The 14,390-nt window shown below is 66.7% G+C and carries 15 protein-coding genes; 9 read left to right on the top strand and 6 right to left on the bottom strand.

The window, feature by feature from the left end; all coding sequences use genetic code 11:
• Positions 1–5: 5 nt before the first annotated feature.
• The 9 genes from MUB46_RS12815 to MUB46_RS12855 all read left to right on the top strand — a co-directional run bounded on the left by MUB46_RS12815 (position 6) and on the right by MUB46_RS12855 (position 8,925).
• Positions 6–530 carry a TRAP transporter small permease gene (locus MUB46_RS12815; protein ID WP_261616312.1) on the top strand — a complete coding sequence of 175 codons (525 nt, stop codon included), beginning with the start codon at positions 6–8 and terminating at the stop codon, positions 528–530.
• Positions 531–533: 3 nt separating this feature from the next.
• Positions 534–1,847 (top strand): TRAP transporter large permease, encoded by a 1,314-nt coding sequence (locus MUB46_RS12820; protein WP_261616313.1) that lies wholly within the window; start codon positions 534–536, stop codon positions 1,845–1,847.
• Positions 1,848–1,856: 9 nt separating this feature from the next.
• Complete coding sequence (locus MUB46_RS12825; protein WP_261616314.1) at positions 1,857–3,077, top strand: cytochrome P450; 1,221 nt, start codon at positions 1,857–1,859, stop codon at positions 3,075–3,077.
• 50 nt (positions 3,078–3,127) lie between these two features.
• Positions 3,128–5,149: a phenylacetic acid degradation bifunctional protein PaaZ gene (gene paaZ / locus MUB46_RS12830; RefSeq protein ID WP_261616499.1), complete on the top strand. Its 2,022-nt coding sequence runs from the start codon at positions 3,128–3,130 to the stop codon at positions 5,147–5,149.
• 102 nt (positions 5,150–5,251) lie between these two features.
• The gene (locus MUB46_RS12835) at positions 5,252–5,842 is read left to right on the top strand and encodes a TetR/AcrR family transcriptional regulator (RefSeq protein ID WP_261616315.1); all 591 of its coding nucleotides are present in this window, start codon (positions 5,252–5,254) and stop codon (positions 5,840–5,842) included.
• A gap of 4 nt (positions 5,843–5,846) precedes the next feature.
• Positions 5,847–6,623: an enoyl-CoA hydratase/isomerase family protein gene (locus MUB46_RS12840; RefSeq protein ID WP_261616316.1), complete on the top strand. Its 777-nt coding sequence runs from the start codon at positions 5,847–5,849 to the stop codon at positions 6,621–6,623.
• A 39-nt stretch (positions 6,624–6,662) separates the two neighbouring features.
• Positions 6,663–8,180 carry an AMP-binding protein gene (locus tag MUB46_RS12845; RefSeq protein ID WP_261616317.1) on the top strand — a complete coding sequence of 506 codons (1,518 nt, stop codon included), beginning with the start codon at positions 6,663–6,665 and terminating at the stop codon, positions 8,178–8,180.
• Positions 8,177–8,560: a MaoC/PaaZ C-terminal domain-containing protein gene (locus tag MUB46_RS12850; protein ID WP_261616318.1), complete on the top strand. Its 384-nt coding sequence runs from the start codon at positions 8,177–8,179 to the stop codon at positions 8,558–8,560. The genes MUB46_RS12845 and MUB46_RS12850 overlap by 4 nt, the downstream gene beginning before the upstream one ends.
• Positions 8,560–8,925: a hotdog family protein gene (locus MUB46_RS12855; RefSeq protein ID WP_261616319.1), complete on the top strand. Its 366-nt coding sequence runs from the start codon at positions 8,560–8,562 to the stop codon at positions 8,923–8,925. Before MUB46_RS12850 ends, MUB46_RS12855 begins: the two co-directional genes overlap by 1 nt.
• A 26-nt stretch (positions 8,926–8,951) precedes the next feature.
• Here MUB46_RS12855 and MUB46_RS12860 read toward each other — a convergent pair whose 3' ends face one another.
• From MUB46_RS12860 to MUB46_RS12885, 6 genes are all read right to left on the bottom strand, one after another.
• Positions 8,952–9,650: a c-type cytochrome gene (locus MUB46_RS12860; protein ID WP_261616320.1), complete on the bottom strand. Its 699-nt coding sequence runs from the start codon at positions 9,648–9,650 to the stop codon at positions 8,952–8,954.
• 186 nt (positions 9,651–9,836) lie between these two features.
• Positions 9,837–10,628 carry an alpha/beta fold hydrolase gene (locus MUB46_RS12865; protein ID WP_261616321.1) on the bottom strand — a complete coding sequence of 264 codons (792 nt, stop codon included), beginning with the start codon at positions 10,626–10,628 and terminating at the stop codon, positions 9,837–9,839.
• Positions 10,629–10,638: 10 nt separating this feature from the next.
• Complete coding sequence (locus tag MUB46_RS12870) at positions 10,639–11,712, bottom strand: branched-chain amino acid ABC transporter permease (RefSeq protein WP_261616322.1); 1,074 nt, start codon at positions 11,710–11,712, stop codon at positions 10,639–10,641.
• Positions 11,713–11,720: 8 nt separating this feature from the next.
• Positions 11,721–12,764 carry a branched-chain amino acid ABC transporter permease gene (locus MUB46_RS12875; protein WP_261616323.1) on the bottom strand — a complete coding sequence of 348 codons (1,044 nt, stop codon included), beginning with the start codon at positions 12,762–12,764 and terminating at the stop codon, positions 11,721–11,723.
• The gene (locus tag MUB46_RS12880; RefSeq protein WP_261616324.1) at positions 12,761–13,483 is read right to left on the bottom strand and encodes an ABC transporter ATP-binding protein; all 723 of its coding nucleotides are present in this window, start codon (positions 13,481–13,483) and stop codon (positions 12,761–12,763) included. Before MUB46_RS12880 ends, MUB46_RS12875 begins: the two co-directional genes overlap by 4 nt.
• On the bottom strand, positions 13,476–14,243 hold the full coding sequence (locus tag MUB46_RS12885; protein ID WP_261616325.1) for an ABC transporter ATP-binding protein: 768 nt from the start codon (positions 14,241–14,243) through the stop codon (positions 13,476–13,478). The genes MUB46_RS12880 and MUB46_RS12885 overlap by 8 nt, the downstream gene beginning before the upstream one ends.
• Positions 14,244–14,390: the final 147 nt, after the last annotated feature.

Here is a 14,390-nt window from a genome sequence, read left to right on the forward strand (position 1 = left end):
ATCTGTTGGCGAAAACCGTCGTCGCGGCCGGGCGCCGTCTCGCCCCGTTACCTTCATGGCTTGCGGCGGTGGCGCTGTTCCTGCTGATGGTCATGACGTTCTGCGACGTCATCCTGCGCAGTGCCTTCAACAGCCCGATCGCAGCGGCCACGGAACTCACGCGCATCTTCATGGCGATCATCGTCTTTGCGGCGCTGCCCGTCATTTCGGCGCGTGGCGGCCATATCGCCGTCGATCTGCTCGATGGTCTGTTTCGCGGACAGGCAGAGCGTCTGCGCAATGTCGTCATCGACATCGTCAGCGGCGCGCTGCTGATCTGGCCGGCACAGCAATGCTTCAAGCTGGCCGGGCGCGCCCGCGACTATGGCGATCTGACCGAATATCTGGGCATTCCCCAGTTCTACATCGAGTACTTCATCGCCATCGCGACCTCCATAACCGTGGTCGTTCTCATCCTGCGCGGGCTGGTCGAACTGGTGACGCCGCTCGCGATGCGGCACTCGGAAACCGTCTACAAGAGTGCGGACTAGGCCATGGTTGAATCCCTGATCGGCTTTGCCGCGGTTCTCGTACTGGTGCTGCTGCGCCTGCCGATCGCCTTCGCCATGGGCGTGGTGGGCATGGTCGGATACGCCTACGAGACCAGTACCGCCGGTGCGATCTCGATGTCCGGCCGGCTGCTGATCGATACGGCGCAGGACTACGGCCTCTCCGTCGTTCCCCTGTTCATCCTGATGGGCCTGCTCGTCAACAAGGGTGGGCTGAGCCGAGAGCTCTATCAGGTCTCTTACGCGTTCCTCGGTCATCTGCGCGGCGGCCTGGCGATGGCGACGATCGTCGCCTGCGGCGGGTTCTCGGCGATCTGCGGGTCGTCGCTGGCCACAGCCGCGACGATGTCAAAGGTCGCCATGCCGCAGATGCGCCGGTTCGGATACGCCGACTCGCTGTCGACGGCCTCGATCGCCGCCGGCGGCACGCTCGGCATCCTGATCCCGCCGAGCGTCATCCTCGTCATCTACGGCCTGCTGACCGAGACCAGCATCGGCAAGCTGTTCATCGCCGGCATCGTGCCGGGCGCGGTCGGCATTCTCTTCTATCTCTTCGCAGTGAAGTTCACGGTCGCGCGCAATCCCGAGGCCGGCCCGGCGGGAGAGCGAACGGACTGGAAGGGGCGGCTGGCGGCGGTTCGCGACGTCTGGGCGGTGCTTCTCCTGTTCTTCCTGGTCATCGGCGGTCTCTACGGACTGTTCAATTTCTGGCCGATCCACCTGACCTTCTCGCCGACCGAAGCGGCCGGCATGGGGGCGATGGGCGCGTTTCTGATCGCGCTGGCGCGGGGCGGCCTGAGTTTCAAGGCCGTGAAGGAGGTGCTGTTCGAAACCTCCTACACGACGGCGAGCCTGTTCGCGGTGCTGATCGGCGCCTGGATCTTCTCGAACTTCGTCAACATCGCCGGCATGCCCGAGGCTCTGCTCGCGCTCGTCAACCAGGCGGGCTTTCCGCCGATGGTCGTGATCCTGCTGATTCTCGTCGTCTACCTGCTGCTCGGCTGCGTGTTCGAAAGCCTGTCGATGCTGCTTCTCACCGTGCCGATCTTCTTCCCGCTGGTGATCAGCCTCGGTTTCGATCCGGTCTGGTTCGGCATCATCGTGGTGGTGGTCACCGAGATCAGCCTGATCACTCCGCCGGTCGGTCTCAACGTCTTCGTCCTGCGCGGCGTCGTCGAGGACGTCTCGACCGGGACGATCTTCAAGGGCGTGACGCCATTCTGGGCCTTCGACATCCTTCGGCTGGCCCTGATGGTGCTCGTGCCCTGGCTGGTTCTTGTGCTGCCGAACAGCATGTAGGAGGCGGTGATGGACGACGCGGACGCACGGGCTCTGGCAGAGCGATTCGATCAGTGGAAGCTGCCGAAGTCGTTTGCCGAGGATCCGTATCCGACCTACCGGGCGCTGCTGAGATACGCGCCGATCAAGCGGTTCGACGATGGCACCTGCTTCATCAGCCGCTATGCCGATCTCGTCACGGTGTATCGCGATACCAAACGGTTCTCGTCAGACAAGAAAGTCGAGTTCAAGCCGAAATTCGGCGACAGCCCGCTGTATCTGCACCACACCACGAGCCTGGTTTTCAACGATCCGCCTCTGCACACCCGCGTGCGCTCGATCATCGTCGGGGCCCTGACCCCCAAGGCGATCGCGCGCCTGGAGCCGGATCTGATCCGGCTCGTCGACGGACTGCTCGATCGGATGGCCGAAAAGGGCACGGCCGACCTGATCGAGGATTTCGCCGCGGCGATCCCGATCGAGGTGATCGGCAACCTGCTGCGCGTGCCGCACGAGGATCGCGGGCCGCTTCGCGAGTGGTCGCTGTCGATCCTCGGTGCGCTCGAACCGGTGCTGACGCCGCAGCAGGAGGCGCGCGGCAACGCGGCCGTGGTCGAATTCCAGGATTATCTGGAGGAGCTCATCGCCGACCGGCGCAAGAATCCCGGCGATCCGAGCGTCGACGTGCTGACGCGGCTGATGCAGGGCGACGGCGACGAACGGCTGAGCCATGTCGAGCTCGTCCAGAACTGCATATTCCTGCTGAACGCCGGTCACGAGACGACGACGAACCTGATCGGCAACGGCCTGCATATCCTCACGGAATGGCCGGACGAGAAACGCCGGTTGATCAAGGACCCGTCGCTGATCGGCACCGCGGTCGAGGAATTCCTGCGCTACGAGAGTTCCAACCAGCTTGGCAACCGCATTACCACAGAGGACGTGGAGCTGGGCGGTGAAGCGCTGCCGAAGGGGACGCGGATCACGCTGTGTATTGGCGCTGCCAATCGCGATCCCGCGCAGTTTCCCGATCCCGACCGGATGGATATTTCGCGCACGCCGAACAAGCATCTCGCGTTCGCCTGGGGGCCGCATCTGTGCGCCGGTCATGCGTTTGCCCGGCTGGAAGGCAAGACCGCGATAGGGCGGTTCCTGGCGCGTTTTCCGAACTACGAACTGGATGGCGCACCGGTGCGCGGCGGACGCGTCCGCTTCCGCGGCTTTGCCAGTCTGCCCGCGCGCGTCGCCTGACCGACCCGCCGCGCTGCCTGAACGACAAGGAGTTTCGTCCCGTGAGCATCATGCGACTTGAGAGTTTCGCGGCGGGCCGTTGGGTCGCGCCGTCCGGCGCGACGCGGCCGATCGCGAGCGCCGTCACCGGTGAGACGATCGCCGAGGCCGGTTCGGACGGTCTCGATTTCGCGCGCATGGTCGACTACGCCCGCGACGTCGGCGGGCCGGCGCTGCGCGCCATGACGTTCCATCAGCGCGCCGAGAAGCTGAAGGCGCTCGCCCAGTATCTCAACGAGCGGCGCGACAGCCTGTATGCGTTGTCCTTCCTGACGGGGGCGACCAAGTCCGACTCGCTGATCGATATCGACGGCGGTATCGGCACGCTGTTCGTGTTCTCCTCGAAGGGCCGGCGCGAGATGCCGGACGCCCACGTCTATATCGACGGCGATATCGAGCCGCTGTCGCGCTCCGGCGCGTTTCTCGGCCAGCATGTCTGCGTGCCGCTGCAGGGCGTCGCGGTCCACATCAACGCCTTCAACTTCCCCGTCTGGGGGATGCTGGAGAAGCTCGCGCCGACGCTGCTCGCCGGCGTGCCGGCGATCGTCAAGCCGGCGACGGCGACCTCCTACCTGACGGAGGCCTGCTTCCGGATGATGATCGAAAGCGGCATTTTCCCGGAGGGCTCGTTTCAGCTCATCGTCGGCGGCACCGGCGATCTGTTGTCGCGACTCGGCTGTCAGGACGTCGTCAGCTTCACCGGCTCGGCCCAGACCGCGCTGATGCTGCGCTCCGACAGACACCTGATCGAGAATTCCGTCCGCTTCGTCGCCGAGCAGGATTCCCTCAACGCCTCGATCCTCGGTCCCGACGCGGAACCGGGGTCGCCCGAATTCGATGCCTTTGTTCGTGAAGTGGTGCGCGAGATGACGGTGAAGGCCGGGCAGAAATGCACGGCGATCCGCCGCATAATCGTGCCCGATGCCACCGTCGATGCGGTGATCGACGCGATCTCCGGCAAGCTGGCGAAGACCGTGATCGGCGATCCGGCATTGGAAGGCACGCGGATGGGCGCGCTGGCGAGCGCCGAGCAGAAGGCCGACGTCCTGGCGAAGGCGGCGATCATCGCTTCGGAATGCGATCGGGTGTTCGGCGATCCCGACGCCTTCACGGTGGAAGGGGCGGACGCGGCGAAGGGCGCTTTCGTGCCGCCGATGCTGTTCCGCTGCGCCGATCCGGACGCGGCGACCAAGACGCACGATACAGAAGCCTTCGGGCCGGTGTCGACCGTCATGGGCTACCGCGATCTCGCTCACGCGGTCGCCATCGCCAACCGCGGGCAGGGCAGCCTCGTTGCTTCGGTGTTCACGCGTGACCCCGCGGTTGCCCGCGCGGTGGTGCTGGGCGCCGGCGCCTGGCACGGGCGGCTCTATTTCGCCAACCGCGACACCGGCAAGGAGGCGACCGGGCACGGCTCGCCGCTGCCGCACATGGTGCATGGCGGTCCGGGCCGGGCCGGAGGTGGGGAGGAGATGGGCGGCGTGCGCGGTGTCCTGCACTACATGCAGCGCACGGCGATCCAGGGCTCGCCCGACCTGCTGACGGCGATCGGCGAGGCCTGGGTGCCCGGATCCCGGGAAATACAGGGCAATGTCCATCCGTTCCGCCGCACGTTCGGCGACCTGCAGATCGGCGAGACGCTGCACACCGCCTCGCGCGAGATCACGCTGGAGGACATCGAGCACTTCGCCCATTTCACCGGCGACACCTTCTACGCCCACATGGACGAGGCGGCGGCGGCCGCCAACCCGTTCTTCCCCGGACGGGTGGCGCACGGCTATCTGCTCCTGAGCTTCGCCGCCGGCCTGTTCGTCGATCCCGATCCGGGGCCGGTGCTCGCCAACTACGGCCTGGACAGCCTGCGCTTCCAGAAGCCGGTCAGCCCCGGCGACTCGATCCGGGTGCGGCTGACGGTGAAGCAGAAGACGCGCCGCAACGCCGACTATGGCGAGGTGCGATGGGACGTCGCGGTGTTCAACCAGAACGACGAGCAGGTCGCGAGCTACGACCTACTGACGATGAACGCGATGTGAGGTCCGAATTCGGCCTCCAATCGGCGCCCGCCTCTTGACCGGGCCGCGCGCCGCGCGCATCATGAAACATGAACCATATGTCATGTTTCAGCCGGTGATGCGATGGAAGCCCCTGCGACACCCAAGACCGCCCGCGGCGAGGCGACGCGACGCGCAATCCTGAGCGCGGCCGAACAGGTGATCGGCGAACGCGGCTTCAACGACGCCTCGATCACCGACATCACCCGCGAGGCCGGCGTCGCGCAGGGCACGTTCTACATCTATTTCAAGAGCAAGGACGAGGTCTTCGCCGAGCTGGTCGTCGACATGGGGAGGCTTCTGCGCGAGGCCCTGAACGATGCGACGGCCGAGGCGGCCGACCGGCTGTCGGCGGAAAAGGAGGGGCTGCGCGGGTTCCTCACCTTCGTTTCCGCGCATCCGAACCTGTACCGGATCATCCAGGAGGCGCTGTTCGTCAATCCGGATGCCTACCGGGCCTATTTCGAGAGCTTCGCCGATGGCTATCGCGACGCGCTCGCGGCAGCGGATGCGGCCGGCGAGATCCGGCCCGGCGATCCGGACGTGCGCGCCTGGATGCTGATGGGCATCGCCAAGACGCTCGGCGAGCGCGCCGTGGTGTGGGGCGACACGACGCCAATCGATGCCGTCGTCGACGCCGCCCACGACATGATCGTCAACGGCCTGAAGCGCTGACCCGATGCGCGCCGCGCTCGTCACCATCGACATCGCGGACGGGGTGGCGACCGTCACGCTCGATCGCCCCGAGCGGCACAATGCGCTGATCCCCGAACTGCTGGAGGATCTGCGCTGGGCGATCGCCGAAGCGCGAAAGCACGATGTCTTCGCGCTCGTCCTCGCCGGGGCGGGGCAAAGCTTCTCCACCGGCGGCGATATCGGCGGCTTTCTGGCATCGTGCGAGACGTCCGGCGGCATTGGCGCCTATGCGGAGCGGATCGTCGGGCTGCTCAACGCCGCGATCCTCGATCTGCTCGATTTCCCCTTTCCGGTCGTCGCCCGCCTCAACGGGCCGGTGACCGGAGGCTCGATCGGTCTCGTGCTCGCCGGAGATATCGTTCTGATGAGCGAGGCGGCGTTCCTGCAGTCCTATTACGTCGAGGTCGGCTTCGCGCCGGATGGCGGCTGGACGGCGATGCTGCCCGAACGGATCGGGCCGGCCCGGGCGGTGGCGATCCAGGCGCTCAACCGTCGGATCGAGGCACCGGAGGCGCTGGCGCTGGGCCTGGCGAGCGAGGTGGTCGCGGAGGATGCGCTGGACGCGGCCGTGTCGCGGACCATCGAGACGTTGCGGACAAAGGAGAGGCACAGCCTGTCGGCGACGCGGCGGCTCGTTTGGGACGAGGCCCGCAGGGCGGCGATCGCGGCGAGGCTCGAGGCCGAGAAGGACACGTTCTGCGCGCTCGTCGGCAGGCCCGATGTCGCGAACCGTATGCGCGCTTTCGTGGACCGGCGCTGAAGACGCCGGCGGAAACGATAGGCGCCGAGGGAGGAACCATTGCTTCACGTCACCGACATGACCGCCAAGCGCGCCGAACTGACGCCCGATCACGTCGCCTTCGTCGACGACGAGACCGGTCGGGAGCTGACTTTTGCCGCGGTCAACGAACGGGCGGAGCGTCTTGCCCGTGGCCTGCTGTCATTGGGTGCGCGGGAGGGCGACCGGATCGGAATCCTCTGCCACAACCGGCCGGATTTCTTCGTCTTCCTGTTCGCGTGCCAGAAGGCACGGCTGATCCTGGTGCCGCTCAACTGGCGCCAGCCGCCGGCCGAATTGCTGCCGCTGGTCGAACAGGCCGACATCACCATCCTGGCCGTCGACGGCGCGTTCCAGGCTGTCGCCGACGCGCTTGCCAAGGCCCGCAAGCTCCTGCGCCTCGGCATGGAGCCGGACGTCGCCGCCGAGGCAGACCTGGAAACGCTGATCGCCGAGTGCCCGGCTGGTCCCCTCGACACGCGGCCGGTCTCGACCACCGACCCGTGGTATCTGCTCTATACCTCCGGCACGACCGGATTGCCGAAGGCCGTCATCCAGACCCCGGCGATGGCCTGGGCGAACACGGTCAACTATGCGCAGGCCGTCGATCTCGTCTCCACCGACTGGTCGCTCAATTTCCTGCCGCTGTTCCATACCGGCGGCATCAACCTGCCGACGCTGCCCCTGTTCCTGATGGGCGGGCGCAGCCGGATCCTGAGGAAATTCGATGCCGGCGACGTGCTCGATCTCGTCGACCGCGGCGAGGTGACCTCGTTTTTCGGCGTGCCCGCGATCTATCAGGCGATGGCGCTGCACGAGCGCTTCGCCGACACCGATTTTTCGGCCGTGCGCTCCTTCGCCTGCGGCGGCGCGCCGCTGCCGGAACCGCTGATCCGCACCTTCGCGGCCCGTGGCGGGCTGGTTTGCAACGGCATGGGCATGACCGAAACCGGGCCGACCGTGTTCCTGAACGACCGGGCCCATGCGGAAAGCAAGATCGGCTCGGTCGGCAAGCCGCAGATGCTCGCCGAAACCCGTATCGTCGCGGCCGACGGCGCGGTGATCGACGGGGCGGGGGAGGGCGAGCTGCAGATCCGCGGCCCCGGCGTGACGCCCGGCTATCGCGGCAACCGCGAAGCGACCGAAGCCGCCTTCACCGAAGACGGCTGGCTGAAGACCGGTGACGTCGCCCGTCGCGACGCGGACGGGTACTATTTCATCGTCGACCGCATCAAGGACATGTACATTTCCGGCGGCGAGAACGTGTATCCGGCCGAGGTGGAACGTGTGCTCGTGGCCTTTGACGGGGTGCTGGAGGCCGCCGTCATCGGCGTCGCCGACGAGCGCTGGGGGGAGGTCGGCGAGGCCTTCCTGATCGCCCGTCCCGACATGGACATCGATGTCGAGGCGCTGCCGGCGTGGTGCCGCGAGCAGCTTGCCGCCTACAAGATCCCGAAACGCTACCACGTGGTCGCGGACATGCCCCGTACCGCCGCCGGGAAGATCCAGAAGCACATGCTCAGAAAGCTGGTTCCATGACGACCACCGCGTCCGCCGTCACCGAGGTCTGGACGCCGCGACAGGCGGATTTCGACCGCTTTGCGGACTTGTCGGGCGACGACAATCCGATCCATGTCGATCCGGAATTCTCGGCGCGCACCCGCTTCGGCCGCACCGTCTCGCACGGCATGCTGCTCTATTCGCGCGTCTGGGCCCTGATCCGGCGGCACTGGCCGGAGGCGGAGCACGCCGGGCAGGCGCTGATGTTTCCCGCCCCGTCCTATGCCGACGAGCCACTGGTCATCACGATCGCGCCGACACGGGACGATCCGGCTCGATTGACGATCACGATCGCCCGCCAGGCCGATGGCGAGGTGACGCTCCAGGGCGAATGCCGGCTGCGCAAGGAGGCTGTCTGATGCTCGAGCGCGGCCAGACCGCAAGCGTCACCCGCACCTACAGGTCCGGCGACCGGGCGGTGTTCGCCGCCCTTGCCGGTCACGACGGGGCGCTGCCCTCGCATGTGCCGGGACCGTTGATCGGGGCGCTGTTCTCCTATCTGCTCGGCGTCGAACTGCCGGGCTTCGGCACGAACTACCTCAAGCAGGAGATGCGGTTTCTGCGGCCCGCGCCCTACGACGAGCCGCTGACCGCGCGGGTGACCGTCACGAAGCTTCGGCCCGAGAAGCATCTGGTCGATCTGGAGACCGTCTGCGAGACGGCCGACGGAACCCGCCTGTGCGAGGGGCGGGCGCTCGTCTATGTCGAGGATGTCGGGGCCTGAACGGCTCGCGACCTTTGCGTGAGGCGCTAGGGCGACACAGACTTGAGGTAAGCGATGAGGTTCATGCGGTCGACCGGATCGGTCACCAGGACGTACATATTGGCGCCCGGCACGAGCTTCTGCGGATTCTTCAGCCAGGCGTTCAGGGTCCGCTCTTCCCAGACCTCGCCATACGCCACCAAGGCATCCGAATAGGAGAAGCCCGGGACCGTGCCCGCCTTGCGCCCGTAGACGCCGCCAAGGCGCGGGCCGTTCTTGTTCACGCCAATATCGTGGCAGCCCGAGCAGGAATTGGTGAAGTAGGACAGCCCGGCGGCGGCGTCGCCTTCCACGACCAGCGACACATTTCGTTTCACACGCTTGTTGCCCCGGCCCTTCGCTCGCCAGACGAGCCGCAAGTCATAGATACCCGGGGCCAGCGCGCCGATCCTGGCATCGTTCGGGGTGACGACGACCCTCTTGGCCCGCTTCCGCGCCTTGCCGGACGGTGGAGTGCCCGTGAACATGGTCTTGCGGGACCGCAGGACCCATGTCCGCTTTCCCGCCGTCGTCGACACCCGGTATTTCAGCTTCCTCGGCTCGTAGACGCCGTCCTGGGCGCGGTAGATGGTCTTCGGATTCCTGGGCTTTACCAGCAGGTCTCCCGCCTGCGCGGCAACCGGGGACAGGGTGCACGCGGCGAAGATCGCGGCGAGGACGCAAAACGTTGCGATCGGGTGTTTCACGCATCCCCCGATGCCGATTGTCCGGCGTTCGTCTGCCTGTTGCGCGCATTCGCCGATCCGATGCGGAACGGGGCTTGTGCGAGTATCGCAGGCAGTGAACCGCTTTCGTCCAAACAAAACGGAAACCGGATCCCCGGGATTTTAGCCAAGCCGGCCGTCTCGGCCGTGCGGTCCGCGCAGACCCGTCTACCCCATGAAATCGGACAGCATTGCCCTGAAGGCGGCGGGCTCTTCCAGATGCGGGGCGTGGCCCGAGCGCGGAAATTCGACAAGCCGGCCGTTCTGCAGGCGATCGCGCTGCCACCGGGCCACATCCGACCCGTACAGGGCGCTGCGGGCGCCGTGGGCCAGCAGCACTGGAATGTCGATGTGGCCGATCGTGTCGCGAAAGTCCTGCGCGGTGAGCGAGGCCCACATCGGGGCCAGCATGGCCGGATCGGCTGCGGCGATCTGTTGTTCCGCGAAGGCCAGCAGGTCTCGGTCCGCGGGCAGGCCGCGGGCGAAGATGCGCTTGGCGATGCGCGGGGCGATTTCCGGCCAGTGATGTTCGATAGATTTCCGGACACCGACGTTGCGCGCGGCGTCCAGGCCGTCGCTCAGGCCCAGATGCCAGGCGTCGTCGTTGAGGACCTTCGGTGTCATGTCGATGGCGACGAGACCGGCGAGGCGGCTTGTGCCGTGACGCTTGATCATCGCGTAGGCGACATGCGCGCCCATCGACCAGCCGACGATGATGACGTTCTCGAATCCGCGCTCGGCGATATAGCCGGCGACGGCGTCGGCGGCGGCCTCGATGGTCAGCGCGGGACCATCCCGGCCGGTTCGTCCGTGGCCCGGCAGATCGGGCGTGACGACGCGGGCGACCGAGCGGAACGCCTCGACCTGCGGCCCGAAGAAACCGCCGTGGCAGGACCAGCCGTGCAGGCACAGGAGGGGACGCCCCTCGCCGGCCTCGATGACGTGCATGTCTCCGCTCACCTGACGCCGCTCACTTGGCCGACTGGCTTTCGGCGCCGCGCAGGCGCCCGACGATGCCGGCGGGGAAGAAGTAGACGCTGAGCACGAACAGGAGGCCGAGCCAGAGGAGCCAGCGGTCCGGCGACAGCAGCGCGGAGAGCAGCGGGATCGGCGCCGTGGCGTCGGAGGCGACGGCCATCAGCTCGTGCAGGTAGGTCTGGGCGAGGATGAAGATGGTCGCGCCGATGACCGCGCCGTACATCGTGCCCATGCCGCCGATCACCACCATCAGCAGGATGTCCACCATGATTTCCAGCGACAGCGTCGTCGCCGGGCCGGTATAGCGCAGCCAGACGGCGAGCAGGACGCCGGCGAGCGCGGCGATCATCGCCGACAGGACGGTCGCGAGCGTGCGGTAGGTCACCACCCGATAGCCGATCGCCTCGGCGCGGAAGGCATTCTCGCGGACGGCCTGCAGCACGCGGCCGAACGGCGAATTGACGAAGCGCAGCATCAGCAGGAACAGGGCGAGCGAGACGAAGAAGACGAAGTAGTAGGCGAGCAGCTTGCCGTCGACGCGCACGCCGAACAGCCTGTCGTCCAAGAGCTTGAAGGCGGGCGTGAGTTCGCGCGGGATCTTGTAGTTGAGCCCGTCCTCGCCGCCGGTGAGGCCGGAGAGCTGCGAGACCAGCACCAGAAAGGCGCTGGCGACGGCGAGTGTCACCATGGCGAAGAAGATCGCCTTCACCCGCAGCGAGAACAGCCCGATCAGAAACGCCAGGCCGGCGGCGACCAGGGACCCGGCGATCGCGCCGACGAGGATTGACCCGAAGCTCGCGCCCAGGTGGTTCAGCGCGATCGCCGCGCCATAGGCGCCGATGCCGAAGAACATGGTGTGGGCGAAGGAAACAATGCCGGTATAGCCGAGCAGCAGGTCGTAGCTCGCCACCAGGACGACGAAGATGCAGATGCGCGCCGCCGTTTCCAGCGAGCGGGTGCCGGGAAACAGGAACGGGGCGAGCAGCAGCGATACGAAGATCACCAGGAGCACGATCGTCAGCACCCTGCTGCGGGGGGTATCGCCGGACAGGAGGTTTGCGAGCATGGCCGGCCTCACTTCGCCTTGACGACGGGGTAGAGCCCCTGCGGGCGCCACATCAGGACGACGACCATCAGTGCGATCGTCGAGACCAGGGCGACCTTGGGCGACAGGAAGGCGACATAGTTGGACAGCAGGCCGACCAGGAGCGCGCCGATGAAGCAGCCCTCGACAGATCCGAGGCCGCCGATGATGACCACGATGAAGACGAGCACCATGATCTCCGAGCCCATGTGCGCGGTGATGGTCTCCTGGTAGAGCCCCCACATGACGCCGCCGAGCCCGGCAAGCGCCGAACCGACGATGAAGACGGCCAGAAACAGCCGCTGGATACGGTAGCCCAGCGCCTCGACCATCTCGCCGTTCTCGACCCCGGCGCGGACCAGAAGGCCGACCTTGGTGCGGTTCAGCGCCAGCCGCATGCAAACGAACACGGCGAGGCCGATGACGACGGCGACGAGGCGGTACTTCTCGATCGCGGCCTCTCCGATCACCACCGATCCGCGCAGGGTCTGCGGCCGCGACAGGTGGATCGCGTCCGGTCCCCAGAACACCAGGATGAGCTGCTGGACGATGATCAGGCCGCCCATGGTGACCAGGATCTGCTTCAGGTGCTGGCCGTAGACCGGCTTGACGACGAGGCGCTCGAAGACATAGCCCGCGCCGCCGGCGACGAGCATGGCGACGAGGATTGCCGGGAACAGGGCGGCGAGATTCAGCCAGACCGAAGCGGCGTCGGTCCAGCCGGACAGGTATCCGAGCACCGTGAACCCGACGAAGGCGCCGATAGCTATGAAGGCCCCGTGGCCGAAATTGATGACGTCCATCAGGCCGAAGACCAGCGTCAGGCCGGACGCCATGAGGAAGATCATCATGCCCATGGCCAGGCCGGCCGCGGTGAGGGTGATCCAGGTCGCCGGGTTGGCGATGGCGACAAGGCCGACGATCGCGAGCGCCGGCACCAGCAGGAGCGGCGCCCAATTGCCGAGCCTTTCGGCGAGGGACGCCTGCTCGATCTTCGGGGCGATGGAGGTGTCGCCGGCTGGCGGGGTGCTCATTGGTGGGCCTCCAGGCTCAGTCCCATGAGTTTCTCCTGCAGGCCGGCGTCGGCGGCGAGCGCGGCCATGTCGCCGGAATGGACGATACGGCCGTCGTCCATGACGGAGACCGTTTGGCCGAGGCTCCTGGCCATGGCGAAATTCTGCTCGACGAGCAGGATCGTGGTGTCGGTCTTGGCGAGTTCGGCGAGTGCTGCCGTCATCGACTTGATGATTGCCGGCGCCAGGCCCTTGGTCGGCTCGTCGATCAGGATCAGGCGGCGCGGCTCGATCACCGCGCGGGCGACCGACAACATCTGCTTCTGCCCGCCGGAGAGGTTGCCGGCCTGCTTGTCCCAGAAGGTCTTGAGCGGCGGAAACAGTGCGAAGATCCAGTCGAGGCGGGCGGACTCCATTGCCCCGCCGGTCGCCGCCAGGATCATGTTCTCGCGCACCGTCAGATCGGTGAAAATGCCCATGTTCTCGGGCACGTAGGCGATGCCGAGGCGGGCGATCGCCGGGGTGTCGAGCCTGGTGATATCGGTTCCGTCGAAGCGGATCGTGCCGGCGGAGGCGCCCCACAGGCCCATGATCGTGCGCAGCGTCGTCGTCTTGCCGGCGCCGTTGCGGCCGAGCATGACCGCGACCCCGCCTTCGGGGACGGTCAGGTCGACGCCCTGCAGGATGTGATACTGGGCGATGTGGGTGTGGACGCCTTCGAGCGTCAGCAGGTCACGCATCGGCCGGCTCCATGCCCAGATAGGCTTCCTGCACGATCGGCGAGGCGATCACCGCCTGCGGATCGCCGTCGGCGACGAGCGCGCCGTTGTGCAGGACGACGATGCGGTCGGCCAGCGACCGGATGACGTCCATCTTGTGCTCGACCAGCAATATGGTGCGGTCGTGATCGGCCTTGAGGCCCTGGATCAGGTCGAGGATCGCGGGAACCTCATCGACACTCATGCCGGCGGTCGGTTCGTCGAACATCAGAACCTGCGGCTTCAAGGCGATCAGCAGGGCGACCTCGAGCTTGCGCTGGTCGCCGTGGGGGAGGGCGGCGACGGTGCGGTCGGCGCTGTCCAGCAGCTTTACCTCGGCCAGGACATGTTCCGCGCGTTCGATCAGCTCGACATGGCTGCCGGCGCGGGAGAAGAGATCGTAGCGACGCCCCGAGACGGCCTGAACGACCAGCCGGACGTTCTCGCGGACGGTCAGGTTCGGAAACAGGTTGGTGAGCTGGAAGGCACGGCCGATGCCGCGCTCGGTGCGCTCGGGCACGGACAAGCGGGTGATGTCCTCGCCGTTCAGCGTCACCCGGCCGGCGCTCGCCCTCAACTGGCCCGAGATCAGGTTGAAATAGGTGGTCTTTCCCGCCCCGTTCGGCCCGACGATCGCGGTCAGGGTGCCGCGCTGGAAGGCGCAGGACACCGAGTCCACCGCGACATGGCCGCCGAAGCGGATCGTCAGGTCCGTCGTTTCGAGTACCGGATGTTCGGTCATGGCCGTTCGTCTGTCGGCATAGTGCCGATCGCTTCCCGATCCCCGCTTTCGCGGGGATGAGCGGGCTAAGGACAGGTTCGCTACTCGCCGCTCGTTCCCGCTAAAGCGGGGATCGGCCTGCCGGACAAATGCGCCGGGCGGTGGGTA

The sequence above is a fragment of the Microbaculum marinisediminis genome (assembly GCF_025397915.1).
In the GTDB taxonomy this organism is placed as follows: domain Bacteria; phylum Pseudomonadota; class Alphaproteobacteria; order Rhizobiales; family Tepidamorphaceae; genus Microbaculum; species Microbaculum marinisediminis.